The 18271-nt window shown below is 60.8% G+C and carries 21 protein-coding genes; 8 read left to right on the top strand and 13 right to left on the bottom strand.

All coding sequences use genetic code 11. From position 1 onward, the window contains the following. Window positions 1–19 precede the first annotated feature (19 nt). The 3 genes from KPL74_01810 to KPL74_01800 all read right to left on the bottom strand — a co-directional run bounded on the left by KPL74_01810 (window position 20) and on the right by KPL74_01800 (window position 2385). Window positions 20–1210 carry a glutathione-dependent formaldehyde dehydrogenase gene (locus tag KPL74_01810; GenBank protein QWT20756.1) on the bottom strand — a complete coding sequence of 397 codons (1191 nt, stop codon included), beginning with the start codon at window positions 1208–1210 and terminating at the stop codon, window positions 20–22. Window positions 1211–1360: 150 nt separating this feature from the next. Continuing rightward, a complete protein-coding gene (locus KPL74_01805) occupies window positions 1361–1858 on the bottom strand; it encodes a ferritin-like domain-containing protein (protein ID QWT20755.1) in 498 nt (165 codons plus the stop codon). Window positions 1859–1875: 17 nt separating this feature from the next. Beyond that, window positions 1876–2385: a DUF892 family protein gene (locus KPL74_01800; protein ID QWT20754.1), complete on the bottom strand. Its 510-nt coding sequence runs from the start codon at window positions 2383–2385 to the stop codon at window positions 1876–1878. A 209-nt stretch (window positions 2386–2594) separates the two neighbouring features. On the opposite strand from KPL74_01800, the gene KPL74_01795 reads away from it, so the two are divergent. The 6 genes from KPL74_01795 to KPL74_01770 all read left to right on the top strand — a co-directional run bounded on the left by KPL74_01795 (window position 2595) and on the right by KPL74_01770 (window position 6054). Continuing rightward, window positions 2595–3485: a manganese catalase family protein gene (locus KPL74_01795; protein QWT20753.1), complete on the top strand. Its 891-nt coding sequence runs from the start codon at window positions 2595–2597 to the stop codon at window positions 3483–3485. A 329-nt stretch (window positions 3486–3814) separates the two neighbouring features. Beyond that, window positions 3815–4264 (top strand): succinate dehydrogenase, hydrophobic membrane anchor protein, encoded by a 450-nt coding sequence (gene sdhD, locus KPL74_01790; protein QWT20752.1) that lies wholly within the window; start codon window positions 3815–3817, stop codon window positions 4262–4264. A gap of 42 nt (window positions 4265–4306) precedes the next feature. Next, entirely contained in the window at window positions 4307–4552 is a 246-nt protein-coding gene (locus KPL74_01785; GenBank protein QWT20751.1) for a hypothetical protein, read from the top strand. Window positions 4553–4583: 31 nt separating this feature from the next. Beyond that, window positions 4584–5240, top strand: a complete 657-nt coding sequence (locus KPL74_01780; GenBank protein ID QWT20750.1) for a hypothetical protein — start codon at window positions 4584–4586, stop codon at window positions 5238–5240. A 9-nt stretch (window positions 5241–5249) separates the two neighbouring features. Continuing rightward, window positions 5250–5723 carry a DUF421 domain-containing protein gene (locus KPL74_01775; GenBank protein QWT20749.1) on the top strand — a complete coding sequence of 158 codons (474 nt, stop codon included), beginning with the start codon at window positions 5250–5252 and terminating at the stop codon, window positions 5721–5723. A gap of 55 nt (window positions 5724–5778) precedes the next feature. Further along, window positions 5779–6054 (top strand): hypothetical protein, encoded by a 276-nt coding sequence (locus KPL74_01770; GenBank protein ID QWT20748.1) that lies wholly within the window; start codon window positions 5779–5781, stop codon window positions 6052–6054. Window positions 6055–6269: 215 nt separating this feature from the next. On the opposite strand, the gene KPL74_01765 is transcribed toward KPL74_01770, so the two are convergent. Further along, entirely contained in the window at window positions 6270–6449 is a 180-nt protein-coding gene (locus tag KPL74_01765) for a DUF3606 domain-containing protein (protein QWT20747.1), read from the bottom strand. A 303-nt stretch (window positions 6450–6752) separates the two neighbouring features. On the opposite strand from KPL74_01765, the gene KPL74_01760 reads away from it, so the two are divergent. After that, the gene (locus KPL74_01760) at window positions 6753–7253 is read left to right on the top strand and encodes a hypothetical protein (GenBank protein ID QWT20746.1); all 501 of its coding nucleotides are present in this window, start codon (window positions 6753–6755) and stop codon (window positions 7251–7253) included. An 815-nt stretch (window positions 7254–8068) separates the two neighbouring features. Here the strand turns inward: KPL74_01760 and KPL74_01755 are convergent. After that, window positions 8069–10981: an AAA family ATPase gene (locus KPL74_01755; protein QWT20745.1), complete on the bottom strand. Its 2913-nt coding sequence runs from the start codon at window positions 10979–10981 to the stop codon at window positions 8069–8071. Window positions 10982–11285: 304 nt separating this feature from the next. Here KPL74_01755 and KPL74_01750 point away from each other — a divergent pair, with 304 nt between their 5' ends. After that, window positions 11286–11468 carry a hypothetical protein gene (locus tag KPL74_01750; protein ID QWT20744.1) on the top strand — a complete coding sequence of 61 codons (183 nt, stop codon included), beginning with the start codon at window positions 11286–11288 and terminating at the stop codon, window positions 11466–11468. 158 nt (window positions 11469–11626) lie between these two features. Here the strand turns inward: KPL74_01750 and KPL74_01745 are convergent, their stop codons facing one another. The 8 genes from KPL74_01745 to KPL74_01710 form a co-directional block, all read right to left on the bottom strand. Then, window positions 11627–12082, bottom strand: a complete 456-nt coding sequence (locus KPL74_01745; GenBank protein QWT20743.1) for an ankyrin repeat domain-containing protein — start codon at window positions 12080–12082, stop codon at window positions 11627–11629. A 40-nt stretch (window positions 12083–12122) separates the two neighbouring features. After that, on the bottom strand, window positions 12123–12575 hold the full coding sequence (locus tag KPL74_01740; GenBank protein ID QWT20742.1) for a hypothetical protein: 453 nt from the start codon (window positions 12573–12575) through the stop codon (window positions 12123–12125). 19 nt (window positions 12576–12594) lie between these two features. After that, entirely contained in the window at window positions 12595–13086 is a 492-nt protein-coding gene (locus tag KPL74_01735; protein ID QWT20741.1) for a hypothetical protein, read from the bottom strand. A 72-nt stretch (window positions 13087–13158) separates the two neighbouring features. Beyond that, window positions 13159–13386 (bottom strand): hypothetical protein, encoded by a 228-nt coding sequence (locus tag KPL74_01730; GenBank protein ID QWT20740.1) that lies wholly within the window; start codon window positions 13384–13386, stop codon window positions 13159–13161. Between the two features lie 246 nt (window positions 13387–13632). Next, window positions 13633–14094: a hypothetical protein gene (locus tag KPL74_01725; protein ID QWT20739.1), complete on the bottom strand. Its 462-nt coding sequence runs from the start codon at window positions 14092–14094 to the stop codon at window positions 13633–13635. 1220 nt (window positions 14095–15314) lie between these two features. Continuing rightward, the gene (locus KPL74_01720; protein ID QWT20738.1) at window positions 15315–15827 is read right to left on the bottom strand and encodes an H-NS histone family protein; all 513 of its coding nucleotides are present in this window, start codon (window positions 15825–15827) and stop codon (window positions 15315–15317) included. A 351-nt stretch (window positions 15828–16178) separates the two neighbouring features. After that, complete coding sequence (locus KPL74_01715) at window positions 16179–17615, bottom strand: J domain-containing protein (protein QWT20737.1); 1437 nt, start codon at window positions 17613–17615, stop codon at window positions 16179–16181. A 197-nt stretch (window positions 17616–17812) separates the two neighbouring features. After that, window positions 17813–18259 carry an HIRAN domain-containing protein gene (locus tag KPL74_01710; GenBank protein ID QWT20736.1) on the bottom strand — a complete coding sequence of 149 codons (447 nt, stop codon included), beginning with the start codon at window positions 18257–18259 and terminating at the stop codon, window positions 17813–17815. Window positions 18260–18271 lie beyond the last annotated feature (12 nt).

Raw genomic sequence — 18271 nt, 5'->3', positions numbered from 1 at the left:
CGGCTGCCACACGTGGTGGTTATTCGGACGGGTTGAGCTCGACCTTTATCCAGCCAAGCAGGCGCTGGTCGAACTGCTCATAGGCGGAAATCGCATCGCTCAGGGGTTCGCGTTCGGTGAGGATGGCCGTGGGCACAATCTGGCCTGAGCGCACGAGCTCGACGAGCATGGGGACGTACTTGCGGTGGTTGCAGTTGCCCATGCGCAAGGTCAGGTTCTTGTTCATCGCCGCACCAATTGGGAAGTGGTTGTCCGACGGCGGATAGACACCAATGATGGCGATGGTCCCGACCTTGGCCACGGCGTCAACGGCCCATTGGAGCACCTGCATCGGGCCGTCCCCAGCCTGGAAGTGTTCGGCTTTCTCCCGGGCCTCCGCTGACGCGTCCTTGGCCGTCTCGGGCGTGTTGCTCTTTTTCGCAGGACCACTGTGTGCATGCTCGGCATCAACACCGACGGCATCAATCACCGCATCGACACCGATGCCGCCTGTGAGCTTTTTCAGGGTCTCAACAGGGTCTTCCTTGGCGAAATTGATGACCTCCGCGCCCTGTTTGCGGGCCATCTCCAGACGGTCCTCGTGCTGGTCGATGGCAAAGACGCGGCCGGCGCCGAAGAGCTTGGCGGAGGCAATGGCGAACTGACCCACGGGGCCACAGCCAAAGACCGCAACCAGATGCCCGGGTTTGATACCGGCAAGGTCGGCACCAAAGTAGCCCGTCGGGAAGATGTCGGACAGGAGGATGGCTTCGTCATCGCTGACCTCGTCCGGCAATCCCACCAGGTTGACACTGGCAAACGGCACGCGGACCTTCTCGGCCTGCATGCCGTCAAACCCGCTGCCTTCCTTCGGACCGCCATAAAAGGCGGTCCCTGGGCCATTCGGATTGGCGTTGTCGCACTGGGCGTAATAGCCATCCCGGCAGTAGGCGCAATAGCCGCAACCCACGGTCGAAGGGATGACCACGCGGTCGCCGACTTTGAGGTTTCTCACCGCACTGCCAAGTTGCTCGACCACACCGACGCCCTCGTGCCCGAGAATGGTGCCCGGTTCCACGCCACTCATCGTCCCCCGGATGAAGTGGAGGTCGGTGCCGCAGATGGCTGAACTCGTCAGTCGGACGATAGCGTCGGTGTCGGCTTGCAGGGTGGGTTCCGGCACATCATCAAGACGGATGTCACCGGGACCGTGGAAGACGACGGCTTTCATGAGCGGCACTCCTGACGGGAAAACGCCAACCCTAGGCCGCGCGCCGTGAAGTGCAGGGCCCAAAAGTGTCGCAGTCGCATGACGGGCGACTACCCGACAGCAAACGGGCGCCCGGGGGCGCCCGCTGCACATTGTGGCCCAAGGAAAACGTCAGGCCTTTTCGGCGGCCTTCTGCTTGCCCATCTGCTCAGCAAGCAAGGTGAGCTTCTCGTCGGCGGCTTTCTCTTCTTTCAGGGTCGCCTGCAGAAGGGGAACGGCCTTCGTGTACCCGAGCTGGTTGGCCAGGGCGATAAGGACGCCATATCCGGCAATCTCGTAGTGCTCAACCCGGTTGCCGCCACCGATGAGCGCAACGTCCCGCAACGGGCCCTTTTCGATTTCATCAATAACTTCCTTGCCCTCTTCGACGAGGCCCTCCATCGCGGCGCACTTCATGCGTTTGAGCCGGATGCCGAGGAGTTCGACGATTTCATCAATCCGCTCGACCTGCCCTTGGGTCTCTTCGAGGTGTGACTCAAAGGCGGCGGCAAGGTCCGGACTCGAGGAGGCCCGGGCAAGGCGTGGAAGGGCTTTGGTCAGCTGTTTCTCTGCACTGTAGATGTCCGACAGCTCATGGATGAAGAGGTCTTCGAGGGTTTTGACGGCCATTGTTTGTCTCCTGTAGGTCAGCGCTTGGCTTCAACGTGAGGGGTTGCATCCCGGGCCAGGAAGTCGTCCGTCAGTTCCGGGAGATGGGCAAGCAGCCATTCCGCCATGGCCTGCTCCTGGGGAACGATTTCATCCACGACTCGAACGGTTTCCGTGTCGCCCAGGGCCAGGGCGGCGGCACGCAACGTGGTGTAAGTCGCAATCTCAAGGTTCTCGAACACGTATCCGGCGATGGCCCCTTTGATGATTTCGTCGGAATTGACGGAACCACCGATGGCCTGACCCAATGCCACCACCTTGCCCATGGCGTCTTTGGTCACGGAGGGCTTCGTGTCATACCGCGCGAGGCACCCCTCGATGAGCTTTTGCTGCCCCAGTGTCTCCTGGAGATGCTGTTCGATGCGTGCCTTGAGCTGAGGGTAGTGCTCGATTCGCGCTGCCTGGGCCTTGAGCATGTGCTCTGCTTGCTGCTCCATCGCATGGGCGTCGCGCAGCCAGTCAATGAGGTTGTCCTGAAGCTCGGCCATGAATGTCTTCCTCTGCGTGGTCTCCAGATATTGGGCGAACGTCCATCAACGAGGCTTCTTGCATGTGTGAATCGGGCCAGCCATTAACCTCACGAATGTGTTTTTCAGACCTGATTTCACTTGCGTCAGGCTCAAATCACGGCCTTGAACCAAGACATGCACACGCGCACTTCCAGTGTCTGTTGGCCAGCCACGAGAGGAGCCAGCGCATGTTCAATCACAATAAACGATTGCAGTACACAGTCCGGGTGGGCGAAACGAACCCTGCCCTTGCCAACCTTCTTCTTGAACAATTCGGGGGTCCCCAAGGCGAGCTTGCCGCCGCCATGCGTTACTTCACCCAAGCCCTCGCTGAAGAAGATGCAGGCCGGAAAGACATGCTGCTGGACATCGCAACCGAGGAACTGAGTCACCTGGAGGTCATCGGCTCACTGGTTGCCATGCTCAACCGGGGCGCCAAGGGCAAATTGGCAGAGGCGGTCGATTCGGAGGCCGAGTTGTTCCGGTCTCTCCAAGGCGCCGGCAACGATTCGCACGTCACCCAGGTGCTGTTTGGCGGTGGACCGGCGCTCATCAACTCGGCAGGTGTGCCGTTCAGCGGGGCCTATGTCGATTCCATCGGCGAACCCACTGCTGACCTGCGCTCCAATATTGCTGCCGAAGCCCGGGCAAAAATTGTTTACGAGCGTCTCATCAACGTCACAGACGACCCGGGTGTCAAAGAAGCCCTTGGATTTTTGATGACACGCGAGATTGCACACCAAAAATCGTTCGAAAAAGCGCTGTACTCCATGGACCAGAGCTTCCCGCCCGGAAAGCTGCCTGGCGACCCCCGCTTTACAGACGTCTATGTCAATACGTCCCGGGGCGAAGGCGACACCACGGGTCCCTGGTGTCAGGGCAAGGGCTTCAGTGAAATCATCGTCCCGGACGAAGACGCTCTTCCTGTGGACGGTGGCAACGGGCAGGCCTCGGTCACCTTGAACGCCAAGGAGCAGGACGCGGTAGACGCCTTTTCAGCACGCGGCGCGTCCGACCCGTCCCGTGACCCGGTCACCGGCGCTGACCTCGGCACGCTACAGCAAGACCCCAAGGAATGAGGAGGGGCGCCGCCCATCCCCCATTTGCCGGCGCCGTTATCCAGGCCATGGGCGAATCGTGGTTGCGTGGGTCGTTGTGATTGGGCGGCGCGTTGTCTTTTCCCGGAGTGTCGGTGGGGGTGCCTGAAGAGCTGGTCCGCACCAGTCGCCAGGCTATCGTCGCCGGTCACCTCCACACAGGTGAACCTGCTGTGGAGTCTCCTGGGGCCGGAGGATGCGCCTGCGTCACCTGTCGGGGTGGAAGCTCACACCACGGCGGAGCTGGCGGCAACTGGTCCTCGCGTTCATTCCCGGTTGCCCGCCGGCCCGGCCGACCAGGGAACATCACCATGGCTCACGACTTCCGCCACCCGCTCAAGCGTGCACGGAACACCGGCTCTGCAGACTCCGGGCCAAGCGTATGGATGGCGATGCCATTGACGTCGTGGACCCTCATCCCGGTCTCTGTGTGGGTTGTTGTCCTCGTGCTCTCACTCGTCCACAGCGATTCCGACACAGCCCTGCACCGCATCGGCCATCCCGCCAATGCCACGGTGCTCGCGGTCTTCTTGTTGCTGATGCTGTGGCACACGGAGCTTGGCCTTCGAAACATCTTTGAGGATTACATCCACACGCACTGGATTGGCATGGCCTCAACAATGGTGATGCGCTTCGTCCTCATCGTGCTGGCCGTCGTCATGGTGGGGTCTCCTGGCCCGCATTGCGCTCAAGCGTGTGGACGCCCCACCGCAAGGTCCGGCCGTCCACGCCTCGTTGGTTACGGTTTCTCACAAGGTTGACCGGTCGGGTGAGAGAACGCGGAAAACCACTGGAGGTGCCCGATGGGCTGGAACGACCATATTGCAAACGAGCTGACCGAGTCGCTGAGAGATGCCATCGGCAGTGGATACCTCACCAACGAGGACGCCGGTTATGCCGTCGCCATCAAGGTCCGCGACCAGGGGTTTGGCAGCCTCACCGAACTAGAGCAAGACATCTTTGAGTTCGAACTGCGCCCGCTCATCGAATCATTCGAACAACGCAAAATCGAGGACCTCGGGCGGGACGAGCTGGAGCGCCCTGAGTGAGGGCCTGTTTCAACCTCAGTGGGCGCGGCCCATGATGCGCCACGGCTTCTTTCATCGAAATGGCCTGAGCATCGTCGTTCTTCTCATGATGCTCGCCACGTGGTCCGCGCAGTGCGTCACCGGCTTTGCTGCCCACAATGACGAACTCATCGAGCACGGCCGGCCCTCCATTGCGTTTGCGCCCTATCTGGTCAGCGGGGATTTCTGGTCTGCCACCTTGGAAAACTGGGAATCGGAATTCCTGCAAATGGGCGTGTACGTGCTGCTCACCGTCTGGCTTCGGCAAAAGGGCTCGGCGGAATCCCGGCCCATGGACGAGGAAGACGAAAAAGCGGCTGACACACCCGAGCACCTTCAGCCAGATGCGTGCCTCAGGAGTGGTGTAAATCGGTGGCTATACGCCAACTCCCTGTCACTGGCTTTCCTGTTCCTGTTTTTGCTCTGTTTCTGTGGGCACCTGCTGGGCAGCTGGCGAAAATCCATCGAAACGGCTGAGCTACACCATCAGCCTGTCGAAACTTTCGGCCAGTACGCAGCAGACCCCTCATTTTGGTTTGAATCTTTCCAGAACTGGCAGTCTGAATTCCTGGCCGTCTTCTCGCTCATCGTGCTGTCGATTTTCCTCAGGCAGAAAGACTCCCCGCAGTCGAAAAAGGTGGACGAGCCCAACTCCAGGACCGGCACCTGAGGAGCACCCATGAACGATGTCTTTGAACTCTCGATGCCCTGGTACGCCTACGCCCTTCGCGGTGTGGCCACATACATCGGTTTACTCGTGCTGATGCGCCTTGCCGGCAAGCGCGCCTTCGGAGAGATGACAGCCTTTGATGTCATCGTGCTTGTCCTGGTTGGTGGTGCATTGCGCACGGCCATCATTGGTGACGACAAAGGCGTATTGGGTCCCTTCATCGGTGTCGCGGCCATCCTTGCAACCGACAAGGTCGTGGCGTGGCTGTGCACACGGTGGGCGTGGTTGAACCGCATGACGGAGGGTTACCCCGCCATTCTGGTGAGGGACGGGAAACGGCAAAAGGAAGTCATGAAAAGGCAGAACGTTCCCGATGCCGCGCTCGACCGGGCGCTCCATGGGGCGGGCTTGGAGTCCGACCATGAGGTTGTCACGGCGCGTCTGGAACCCAATGGGAAAATCACACTGGTGCAGCGGAAATGAGGCGGTGAGGACTCGACGGGGCTACACTCAGGGTCTCCCTTTCAGCAGGACGTCCATGTTCCCAGGCGCAACAGTCCCGGCAGACCCCATCAATGCGGGCATCACCGCGCTCGGCGTTGCCGCCATGGAGGCCGACTTCGATGGTGCGCGGCTTTGCCTGGCCCAGGTCCAAGAGCTTGCGGCCAATGCGGGCCTGAACAATGTCGTCCTAGCGGCGGACCGTGTTGCCGAAGCGCTTGGCCCGGCGGGAGGCCCCCCGGGTCTGGACCTCGGCCAGGCCTTCGCGGAACTGGCCCGCGCGGCCTCCCGGTTGGTGGACGACCTGTCCTGACCACCTCTACTCGCGGATGGTCTTCCATCGACCATCGGGTTGTTCGAGTTTCACAGTGGCAAAATCCCCACCGGTCTCAATCGCGAATGCCAAGCCCGTTGCCAACCGGATGGCTTCCTCCTCACTGACAGCCTCACCGTCTTCCCTCCCCTGAAGGCTGACCCGCCATCGGCCACGCCCTGTTGCAGGTGGACAGATGTAGATGGTCGAGTCCGTCATGATGTGTGGAGGGCTGCGCGGACATCCTTCGCCATCACGCCCACGCGCTTGACGAGGTCACGAAGCTTTTCCTCACTGATGCCAAGCTCACGGGTCCAGTAACGAACCTCATAGTCTTCGTTGACGTTGATGCGCTGGGCATCAGCCGGCCCCCGATTGTTCTTGTCGTCGCTCATCACTGTACTCCTCAGCTAAAATTGAAGGATGGGCGTGACGTTGTGCACCGACGGTCAACTCCGTTTTCGCTGAGCCAGCCCCATGCGGCATCGGTATTGCTTCAAACCGAATCCACCACTTTTTCGTGAAGACGGGCAGACGACGATGTGAGAAGAACGGTTTTTTCGGCGGTTCCAGTAGTAAAGCGCTTGCAATGCGTGGGCATTGGTAGGACGGTCGGCGGTAGAAAACGGCATGCGCCGTCCTGGCGTTTGTCCACGGGGAATTCGCCCTGGCTTCTGATTTGCGGCCGGGGACGACCAATGACACGACCCGTGCATCCTGCGCGACTGCTGTTTCACTGCACCGATGGTGGTGGCAACACCGCTGAGGCCAAGGTCAATGCCGCATTTGACGCCGGCATTGCACGCTGGGTGTGGCACGCATCGATTCAGTGCGGCGCGTCCCCGATGGCTTACATGCTCGGCACATCACCAACGCTCGATGACGTGACCGTCGACGTGTGTGCGCAGGCGCGAACGGTCATCCTTGGTGAAGACATCACGGAACCAGTCATGCATCCCACACGGAGCCGCGTCCTGGAGGGCCCTTTTGTGTATGCCGACGGAAGACCCGGACGGTTCCGGGCCGAGCGGAAGATGGATGGCACCATCTGGACCGTTGAAATCGTCAGCGATGCGGGCGACTGCTTTGACAGCCTTGAATTACCAACATTAACCGCCGTCGACCGGGCGTCCACCGAGGCGGGCGCAATGGAAGTCATCTCCGAGCTTCTTCATCGGCGCTATGGAGCAACAGTTTGATGACGACGTGGCCACTTGCCGCCCCAAGGGAAGCCACCGCAGGGAGAACCGGGTTCGCGTCCTCCATGAGCTCCGGCACGAAGGCACCGACGGACTGACATCCCAGGCCGAAGCCCTCGGCATGAGTGGGAGTGTTCCGGCCGATGCACTCGTTGGAGACCGGATATCCGACTGGCTCGCACGCTCCATCGAGTGGGCAGTCAACAAGCCCTACCAATGGCTCGATGCTGACCACGCCGGGGACCCACTGGCCTGACGGGCGGTCATTGCCATAGGGGAATTAGGTCGCGACATCGGGACGACCCTGATTCGACGATTCATCGGCGAGTCTCGGGGAAAACGCACTCCCCTGGCCGATGACGAACGACGCCCTCCGCCCATGCCGCATGCTCATCATCCACGCCGGCCGCGTCCTGGCCATCATCGTCGCCTCCGCCCTTGAGCATAAGCAGGCACGAATAGCACGATTGCATTGCTCCGCCGCCGCAGCACTTGAAGCCATCGCGGCGTTGGACCCGACCCCGCAGAACGACCTGATTTCCGTCCCGGAAGGGCAGCTCGACGGTGCGGGAGCAGTCGCGGCGGCCCTCCGAACACGAAGAATTCCGTATTTTGTGACTCCGGGTCCGAGGGCGATACTTGGCTCCCGGTGCGCGTGGCCGCCAAACGCGGCAGCTTTTGGCTTACTCGCCGCAAGCACGCCGTTGGGAGCGCAAGGGGCATGCTCCGGACGGAGTGTCGAAAAATCCCCCGGCCCTTATGAAAGGTCCACGTCGGCCGGCGGATGCCTTCACCAATTCCCGGGACGCGCGGTCCTACGCAGCGCTGAAGTCGACCCGCAGCCGCCGTGCCCGCTCCTGGAATGCAGCCTTCCCGCCTTCAAGGATTTCGCACACGAGAGACCGAATCGTCGGGTCGTCGATACTTCCCGCGCGATATAGCATCGAGGGCAACCCGCCGGTCTCGTGGGTACCAGCGGTGGCGACAATGACCTGGTCCGCATCCGTGTTTACTACAAGGTTTGCATTGTGTGTGACGAGGATGACCTGTCGTCTCTCCTTCGCTTCACAGAAGAGAGGAACCAACTCACTGAAGATGGAACGGGGGTCGAGATTTTCCTCGGGCTGGTCGATGATGAGCGGCCGCCCATCATGCTCATCCAGGCCAAGATACAGCTGCAACAGCACAATTCCCCTCGTCCCGGGCGACAGGCGCGTTATATCGATTCCGTCGTATTCGATGCCATACCTGAGCTGGACATGGTCCGTGCTGTACACCCAGCGACTGAAGCGCTTCATCCAGTTCCGGTACTCATCCCGGCGCTCGCGAGGCACGAGAGCCTTGTCCAGAAGCTCGGCATGGTGCGCTTCGCGAAAGTGCGCCATGGCCGCTGTCGCCTCGTCCGGCGTCCCTGACTTCCACGGCTTCAGGAGATGGTCCCGCGCATATGACTCGATGGAATTAACGCCACGGAATTCTCCTGACCGGCGGAAATCGAGTAGCCCTTGCGCCTGTTCCGCCCACTGCCGAACATCGACGTGGCGCTCCACCTTGAAAGTGAGCTTTCCAAGGGTGCCACCTGCCGAAGCTACGCGCTGCCGGAGGGGTTCGTACAGACCTTCGAGCATGGCCTGCTCTTTGGCAATCCATGTAAAAATTTTCCGATAGGTCGTTTCCCGCTCGGTCACCATGGACTTCAGGCGCTCCTCGGCGGCCTGGGCCTCAGAGACCTGCCTCTCAAGCTTTTCCTTTGCGGCCACTTCCAACTCAAGTCGCTTCGTGAGTTCAGCGTATTGAGACGCTGTCGCCTGGTCGGCCGTGACCAGCATCCGGACACCGGCGATTTCTGCTTCCAGCACCGACCGTGCATGCATCGCAGCCGGATGGTCGGGGTTGAGCAGCGACGAACCTGGAGCGGGCGGTACCAGCGGTGCACCTACCCAGTTTGCGAGCAATTGTGAGACCTCAGAGCCGCGCTTGCTCAGCACATCATCGACCTTTCCAGCGTACACGAGCTCAAAGTTCTTCCAGTCATCTACGGACAGGCCCGCCACGGCATGGGCTTGTTGAAGCTGACGAAGGGCAGCAGGAGAACCGGAGGCACGAAAGCGCTGGACTTCGTCTGAAAGAATCTCGATATCCCGACGCCGCCCTTCCATCTGCCTGATTTTCATTTGCACACTGCCAAGGGCAGCTTCCAGCCCTTGGAGACGTGCCAGGTTGGCGGCACTCCCCGCTGATACGAGTCTCCCGCGCTGCTGCTCGATGTCGTGCATGACACGGCCTTTCTCCCCCACCAATGCCAGCAGCCCAGGCAATGAGGTGCGACGCTCAAGGTCCTCCGCAATCTGCTGGGAGAGCTCTGCCAGACGGTTCTCATCCATTTCCCGGCCTGACCTGGTCCGGCGCGTCTTTTCGTCGTAAAGGTCCGAGAACGACGCGAGACCAGCTTTCTCCTCAGACGCCTGGGCTTCGAACACAACGCGCTGAAGCTCTGCGAGCAACTCATCTGTAATGCCTTCTGCTGAACACAGACGCTCGACGAATTGCTGGGAAAGATAGCGAACCCTTGGAATAGGCACTCCGCCACCGCCAGGAGGGCCCAATAACGCCCTCGATACCTTGTCCCCGTCCTTCCACTCGACGCATACCTCTGCGTCACCGAGCAAATCCCCTGCCCGTTCGATGAATGTCTGTCGGCGGCCGCCCTCCCATTCAAGCTCTGCGTCAGGCGTGGCATCGCAGCCGGCGGCGAGCATGTCGGCGAGTGCCGTCTTGCCAGAGCCCCTGGGTCCGATGATGGTTATGAGCCCGGCATTAAGCGGAATTCTGGGTGTCTGAATCCACGGAGCGTCCTGTATGCTGATGCCAGTCAAGACCTGATTCCCGAGGATGCCCCTTGGTGGTTCACTGCCTACGAAAGCGCGCTCAGGGACAAGCACCGCCTGTCGGAACCCATCAAAGGTCGGAGTTCCCTTAATCCACGTGTATCTACCTTGTTCAGGATTTCCCACCCGTCCCAGCGCATGTGCATCGGAGCCGTGCATGCAGGCCTTCTTTCCTGCGTACCGTTCAATCAGCTGTGCAACGCCTTGTGCGCCCTGCCCCAACCAGTAGAGCCGTTGTGCCGGACTGCTGGCGAAGATGATGTGGGAGAAGCGCTCGATTTCCTGCCGAAGGACTGCATCGGCACCGTCCAGTCCGGATGTTCCGTCAGTCGACGTGCCCGATATGCCGATGAAGATGTTCGCCCGGGCCCAATCGTCTTTACGGTAAAGCTCGCCGAGCTCCGACAGGGATACCTTGAACTGCTCGGTGCCAGCGCGAAGCGCTGCCACGTCATCGAGGGCGGGGTCGTTCCTGAATTTCCGACCCAATTGTCGCAGGGAATCCGGCGTACACGAAAAGGTCTTCCCGAATCCGTCAAACGTCAAAAGCCCCAGAAAATCCCGGAGTTGGTCAACATGGTTGGGGTGTTCGGGTGAAACGAGGAGATGGGCGTTGATGAAGCGGCCCTTGATTGTGCCGACATTGAGCCTGAGCTCGACGTTAGGAAAGACGACGCAACCGGGCAACCGTCCTTGAGCCTGATGCCTAAGACATTCCAGATAGGTCTCAACACTGTAGTAATCCGTAATGCCGATGCCGCGCACTGGCGGGTCGAGCTGCTCAATTGCAGTCAGGTAGGCATCCCACGCGCCGGGGCCGACACCAAGTTGGTTGTTCATCACGGTGCCAGGCGCGTGCAGATGGGGGTCCCACCGGTGCCACACGGCACCGACATCCAAGGGCCCCGCTCCTGCTTCCAAGACTGCCTGTACATCCTTTCGAGCCATTGCCCCTCCCCATGTAAATCCTTTTGGGGCAAAGCTTGCACGAAATCCGGTTCGCCGTCATCGGATGCCGATTCCGTGCATTCGTACGTTCACCACCTCCGAGAACATTGGAAACTACGAGCCCGCGCCCAACACGTCGGGGCGAAGCTGGCACATTGACCTCGACATACACCACTGACCGCCCAGGAGCACTTACGTGACCAAGCCACAATGGCAGATTGATGTCGAACAAAAGCAGCGCGAGCTGCAGGACCTGCTCGATGCTACAAAGGCCTATGTAGGGAAAGACCCGAGCGTTGGCCTATACGACTTGTATGTAAAAATCGGGAAGAAGGCCGAAGAAATAAGCTATCTGTATCAAAAGAACTTGCCTGTTTAAGGTCGCGCGCGGAGGCAGGGACGACCTATAGTCTTGGCCACCACCTAGTTCGGAATAGAAAAAAAGGCGCCCTCGCGGCGCCCCCTGGTTTCCGCTTTAAATTGTTAAGTCGCAGCATCGAAAACGGGCAAAACAGACCACTTTTCTGACAACACCCCTCACGCCGCCGGCCTCCGGTCGGCAACCTTCTGCCGAGCGCGGACCCGGTGGTCCCGGCGGCTCCGGCGGGCGTCGCGACGATGCTCCCGGCGGGCTTCTTCCGGCCAGCCCATCAGCTCTTCGGGGTTGACCGTAGCCGGGGCGCCCGAAAACCAGGCGAACTCCCCGAGCAGGGTCAGAGGCGACCGGCCGCACGCATCGTGCGCATGGATGTCGGCCCCGAGGACCAACAAGAGCTCGATGACCGCCCTTGACGCGGTCGGCATCTGGCCCTCCCGGCAGGCGTCGTTGTAGGCGCCGCAAGCAAAGTGGAGGGGGGTCAGCCCGAGGGGCATGCGGCGAGCGGGGCTGCATCCCATCCCGAGCCAGTGCTGGACGCCGGACAGGTCGCCATGGGCGGCGGCGGCATGGAGGGGGTATGCGGAACTCATGAAAGAAGGGAAGAGAGAAGACATGGGGATTACTCCTGTGTGGGGGGGCAAGGGGGGGTTGGGGTTAGAGCCGGCGGGCAGTGCCCGCGCCGGTTTGGGTCTCTGGAAGTGCGGCATCGAGTAATTCCTTCCGCACGTAGTGAACAAGGGATTCGCCGTCGAAGCGCAGATGTTCGGGCAGGTGGCGATCAATCAGTGCGGTTCCGAGGAGCTCAGTCGCGTCCGGCCCCATTCCGTCAAGCCGCAGCGGGCGGTTTTTGACAACCAGAAGCTCCCACTTCGGTGCACCCGTACCGGTGTACGCGAGACAGGCGACGTCTGGGTCGAGGTCATCTGCGAGGTAGAAAAGCCCCTCCAGCCGAGCGGCAGCCCCGATGTCGAGGAGAACGGTGTGTTGGACCTTGACGGTCACTCCCCTGCTCGCGTGCTGCTCGACCACCTCGTAAGCACTTTTTGTCTGCCCGTGGTGCAGGGCTTCAACGAATTCATCGACGGCAACGGTCAGTAGCTTGGACATGGCAAATACTCCTGTTGGGTTAGAGCCGGGCGCGGGCCCGGGTGGGGGATACAGCGGGGGGAACGGCTGCGGAAAAGAGGCTGTCGATATGCGCAAGCACGGCCGCTTTCGTTTCCGCATCGAACGTGTCACCAAAGCCGGCCGCCTTGGCCTCGCGGCGGACATCCAAAACCAGCTCGTGGTCGGCGTTTTCGAGGGCTTCGCAGTGACTGAGTGAGAAACAGGCCTTGAAATACGACATCGGAAAAGCGGCAGACGGGCGCCGGAAATAGCCGATGATGTCGTCAGCATCCTCGGCCGCTGACGGGTACCACCGCCCGCCTTTGTCGCGCTGGCCGTCGGGGTATTCCTTCGAGCCGATGCGGCCCTGGCGACGGTCATACCGGGCCAGCGCATCGAGGGCATTGCGGATATCGGGGGTGCCGGCGTCCAAGATGCGCCGCTGGCGGGCGGTCAGACGTGGCTTACGGGCGCGGTGCTTGCGTGCGGTGGAGGGGGTTGAAGTGTTCATGGGGTAACTCCGGGGAATAGGGGGAGCGGAAACAGCCGACCGGGGCGGGGCGCGTGGCCCCGCCCTTTCTGGTCAGGCATGGGCAAGGTGGGCGAGCTTTGCCGGGTCGTCGTTGTACGGGTCGTAAAGTCCGACTCGGTCGGCATACGTCTCGAAAGACCCGGCATCCATGGCCCGGCGGGTGCGCCAGGTAGCTCCTGTGCGGGATTGGATGTGCACGGTCTGCCCGTCCGAGGTCGCACGCCAGGACTCGCCACCGAGGGCGGAACGAAAGGATTTAATGGTCGTGAATTTGCTCATTTTCGTATCTCCAATGTAGGTTATTTGCAGAGAGAACGTGCTCTCTCTAATAGACAGTACAGACGAACAAAAAACGCGCAAGAGGCAAAATGAAAATAAATCCGTGACCTGCGTCACATTTTTTCATGTAGCAAAAAAGGGCGTCTCGGCAAGTGTCCGGCCCACTGAACGCGGTGGGCGGGCACAAAAAAAGCGCCCTGGCGGCGCTTGTGGTACGGACTTGGATTTGATGGCGGCACGTGGCTTTTATTCTTCCTCGTCTTCCTCGTCTTCCTCGTCTTCCTCGTCTTCCTCGTCTTCCTCGTCTTCCTCGTCTTCCTCGTCTTCCTCGTCGTCACCAAATCCGGTGAGGTCATACCAGTCCGTTTCAAAAAGCTCCGTGTGCTCATCTACAAGCGCCGTGATTTCGTCCTCATCGAGGATGTTGCCTTCCTCATCCTCCACCTCAAAATCACAATCGATCCAGAGCTGTCGGTTGCCGTCGTGCATATCCTCCTGAATTCTTGCACGCGACGGTTTCCCTGCCGGGAACTCAGCCACCAATTGAAATTTTATGCGCAACCCGGGGGCGGCAAGGTATGCCTCCACTTCCCCAGACATCCAGCCATCCCGGTCCCAATTCTCGCCTTCGTTCCCGGACCAACTGTTCAATTTAGATTGCTTCAGCAGGGCAATAAACTTATCAACAGAAACAGTATCTCTAGCCATGGCAATATCCTCTTTTAATGTTTTTTCAGAGAGAAACATTTCTCCCTGAAAAGACATTACAGACGATTGAAGAGCGCGCAAGGGTGCTTTAGAGAATAATTCTGTGAACTACGTCACATTTTTTAACCATACCTGCCGCGCGCACGCCCAAGTGCTTTCAGCTTTGGATTTTCGCGGCCCCCTCCGGGGGTGCTTCTAAGCTCTGGCTCTCTGTCTTTTCGGCTCCTGGCCTCTGATTTTCCGGGCCCTCCAAAAAGTCCTTCCCCCTCGCCCGGTCCTCGGTGCGCTTAGCGGGCCTTACCGGCCGGACTGCCCGTGGTTTGCTTGGAGCGGACAAGCACACTCGACCTCCGGTCTCGTGCTCTCCCCCAATCCTCGGCCCCCCAGGGGGCCTGCGGACGGACTCGGACGTCGTCGTCAGCGCAAGCGCTTTCTCCTCCGCCTCGCCGTCCATTGCCTGGCTTGTGTCGTGCAAAGGCAGGAGACGTGTGCCGGACGCCGCCTCTGTCCTTGGGGGACCGTCGGCGCCCAACCCACTTCCTTGGTATCTGGGCGGAGCCCATGGGCGCGCTCGCCCCTACCCAAAAACATTGGGCAGTCGTTGGCCTGCTTAACCCCCGGCTGTGGTGCCGCGATGCGGCTGGGGGTGGTCCATGGACAATTGCCACTGTCCAAAAACAAGGGGGATTCACAGCGTGGCCGCTGCTGCTCCGCGTTCCCCCGCCCGGTTTCCCGGGTGCCTCTGCGGTGTCGCCTTGCCCCATTCGACGGGTGCCCCCGTCCCGGTTCGCGGCAGTCCTGTATCGCTCTGCCTTACCCGGATTGCGACGCGCTCTTACCCACTTCCGAACGGGTGTTTTCCCAATGTCGGCAGTGCGGTGGCCCGGTAGAATCGTGTCCGGGGAGTCTTCCTCCGCCAGGGGACGCATAGCCCGGGCCGCGCAGTCTTCCAGAGCGGTTTCGGGGCGAGAAAAAGGGGGCTTGCGGAAGTCCCGGTTGTTGTTAGTGTGGCTCTAGGGCCACCCGGCCGGGCATTGCGGAAGTCAGGTTCCTTTTGCTCGCTCCCAAAGTTTGCTGCTTTGGAAGCCATGACTTAGAGGTACCAGAGCGCCGCAACCTGTCAAGAGGGGGCGGCGTCTCTTTTTCCTGGCCCATTATCGAGGGCCACAAAAAAGGCCCCAGATTGCCGGGGCCTTTTTCACGGGAACCCTAAGAAAGGGTCAGAGTGGCTTTTTGCCGCCCGGCTTCCTGCCCCGGACGCGCGCGTTCGTTGTGGCAGCTGGCAGGGATCCCCCCAACTGCGTCCTGGTTTTGCCAGCATCCCGGACCCGGAGCTCTTCGAGCCAGGTTCGGACGCCCAGGGAATGACTGCCACCGGGCAGGAGCATGGCCTCGACTGCGGCTGCACCACCCTTCTTAGCGGCGTTCTCGACCCAGAGCGGCCTGTGACCCTGACCGGACCACGTTCGACCCAGGCTCATCGTGCCCTCGGGTTCAGCGTATAGAGGGGGGCGCACCTTCTTTTCCCGGCCGGTGGGGGTCTTACCGGCGCCTGCCGCCGACGCCGGCACCGTGCGGGCCGGAATGGCATCGGATACCCCCTGGAAGAGCTCCGGAAAAAGCTGGGGAAGGGTTAGCCCGGAGACGGTCACCACTTCTTCAATCTGCTCACGCGCAGACTTGTGCAGCATCTTCGCCGCCTGGGCCAGGGTGCGGATTTCTTCGAGCGACATGGGCTTTCCGTTGGGATGAAAGTGGGGAAAGCATAGTCCAACGCCCTCTCTTTACAAGCCCTCTTTTCTTGCTATGGATAGAGCAGCAGTCTGAAACTTTGAGACACCGGCTACTTATCGTCCCCATACCAACCAGCGAACAGGAGGTTTCCCCATGGGTGTTCTCGGCATTCTTCTATGCGCAGCGGCCATTTTTGTCGGCACTCGGGGCGAATCCAGCCCCAGCGGCTTGGCGCAGTTTGCTTACTCCCTCGGTGGCCTGGCGCTCGCCATCCCTGGGGTCTGGCTGGCCCTGTTTGCGTGGTGAGGCGCCCCGCCCGCTCCTGACGGCCGCCGCAGGCTACGCCCCAATCAGAACTCGTCATCCGCAATTGGATGGACTTCCATGTTTCCGCCAGGCACGGTGTAGAGCGTCAGCTCATAGCGGCTGTATTGGACGCCTTCCATCATTTGTTCCTCCGTGAGCGTGAAGGCATCCGAGCGGGATTTACCGCCGGAATCCAGGTCGAGGTACCGCACATCGTAGGTCCCGGCCCTGAATTTCTGGGCCACGAACTTCCCGTGGGCAGGAATGAAGAACTGGCGTACCGGATAACTCTCGACTCCTGACCGGTAGACGACCTTGACGAACACATCCGTCGCGTTGCCCGTGTTGTCCACCGTGATTTCCGAGTATCCGTCCAGGTTCTTCTTCGGCGCACCAGTCAAATATGCCGCCGTCTTCGGCCATGCATGACCGAACGGCGTCAGGCCCGGCCGGATGTAAGGGGGTTTGGTTGAAACCGGCGAGGGTGCCGGTGCCGCAGCCAATGGGCCATAAGGGGACTGGACTGCTGGAGCGCGAGGAACCGTCAAAGGAACTACGGATGGAGCTACGTCGGGAGCAGATGGCTCTGCTACATAGGGCTTTGAGTCTGTATGGCCGGTGCTTGACGCAGTGGGCCGATAACCACCGGTCGAATCCATGGTGAGGGCGTGGAGGGTCACTGCTCCCAAGCCGACGATGACCAGGAATGCCGCTGCCTGCTGGAAAAAGCTGGCACGGGCAACAGCCCAAACATTCTTGAGCTTCGGCGTCTTCTCGCCGGCAGGGTAAGTGGCCAGGAATGCGTCGATGGCGGCACGAAGCCGGCCCATCTCCCCTGATACATCCTTGGGCGCCTTCAGGGCCATGTCCAGCGCATCCTGCGCAATTGCCTTGGCTACGTCGCGCTTGCCGATGGCGGAGAAGTACCAGGCCTGATGGGCAAGCAACCGGGCGTTGATGTCGGCGGGCTGTTTCCCGCCAAACATGTTGGTGAAGATGGCAGACAACCCATACACGGGCCCCCAGGGGACACCCCACCATGCGAGCGCCCACGTGAACCATGTCGCCTCCATGCATTTTGCGTCCGCGCACGGGCGACAAAAAATGCCCTGGACAGGCTGGCGATTGGTCACAACGATAGCGCTGTAGACCCGGAAAAAGATGGCATATCGGGGCTGGGCAGTGACCTTCTCGCAGACACTGCACCGGATTGGGTCCGGGGAGTTGGACTTGGAGTTGGCCCGTGCATCCGGGGCGGGCTCAACAGTGGCCGTGTCGTAGTGCGCACGCGCAACCGGGTCGCCCAGCACTTGGTATGCAGTGTTGACCAGCTGGAAGAGCATCTGTGCATCCGGACGCTTACAGCGGTCAGGGTGATATTCCTGAGCCTTGCGGCGGAAGGCGGCCTTGAGCTCGGCACCCGTTGCGGTCGGCGGAACTTCCAGAACCCTGTAATAGCCCGAAGGGTCGGCCGCGCTCATCGAGCACGCCCGTCAGTCAAAGTGTCCATTCAATTGTTCCCTGTGTTCCCGGGGAATTGTACGGCGAGTGGCAAGTTCCTGCGCACCGCTTATCCAGCTTGGCGGCGCGTGTCGAGCAGGTCGTGGCACCGATTGCAGGCTGAGGCCTGACACGCATCCAAGGAAGCAGAAAGGGGGCAATGCCCCTTTTTTTGTGCTCAGAGCCTGAGCCAGACGCCGAGGTTTGTCCTGGGTCCGGCGTCAGCAATGAATGCATCGCAGGTCTTCGGGCCTGCGCCCTTCCGCCATCGCCGGGCATCGGCCTTGGGAAGGTAACCCACGGTGTGTCCTGCGACGTCCACGCGGACGGCCAGGTTATCGTAGGGATTGCTGTCCTCGGGCACGAGGCGCGCGCGGTGGAAGGGTTTGTCTTTGGTGGCCTGGATGGCCCGCAGTGCCGGCTGGTAATTTGATTCCCCGACCACTTCCTGGGCGTAATCGCCGTGGCCGCGTGCCGGCGCTTTTACCCTTGGCTTTGCCTTTGGCTTTTGCGGGTAAACGGCCTTCGCGACCGCCCTAGCAACGGGGCTCTTTGCCCGCTTGCGTGCGCTGCCCGATGCCCCGCCCAGCAGCCCTCTCAGAAACGCCTCAAAGATGCCGGCCATGTCCTTCGCTCC

Source organism: Bacillus sp. NP157, from assembly GCA_018889975.1.
GTDB lineage: Bacteria > Pseudomonadota > Gammaproteobacteria > Xanthomonadales > Rhodanobacteraceae > Luteibacter.
Note: the sequence above shows the minus strand (reverse complement) of the source record. Positions and strands in the feature narration are given on the sequence as shown.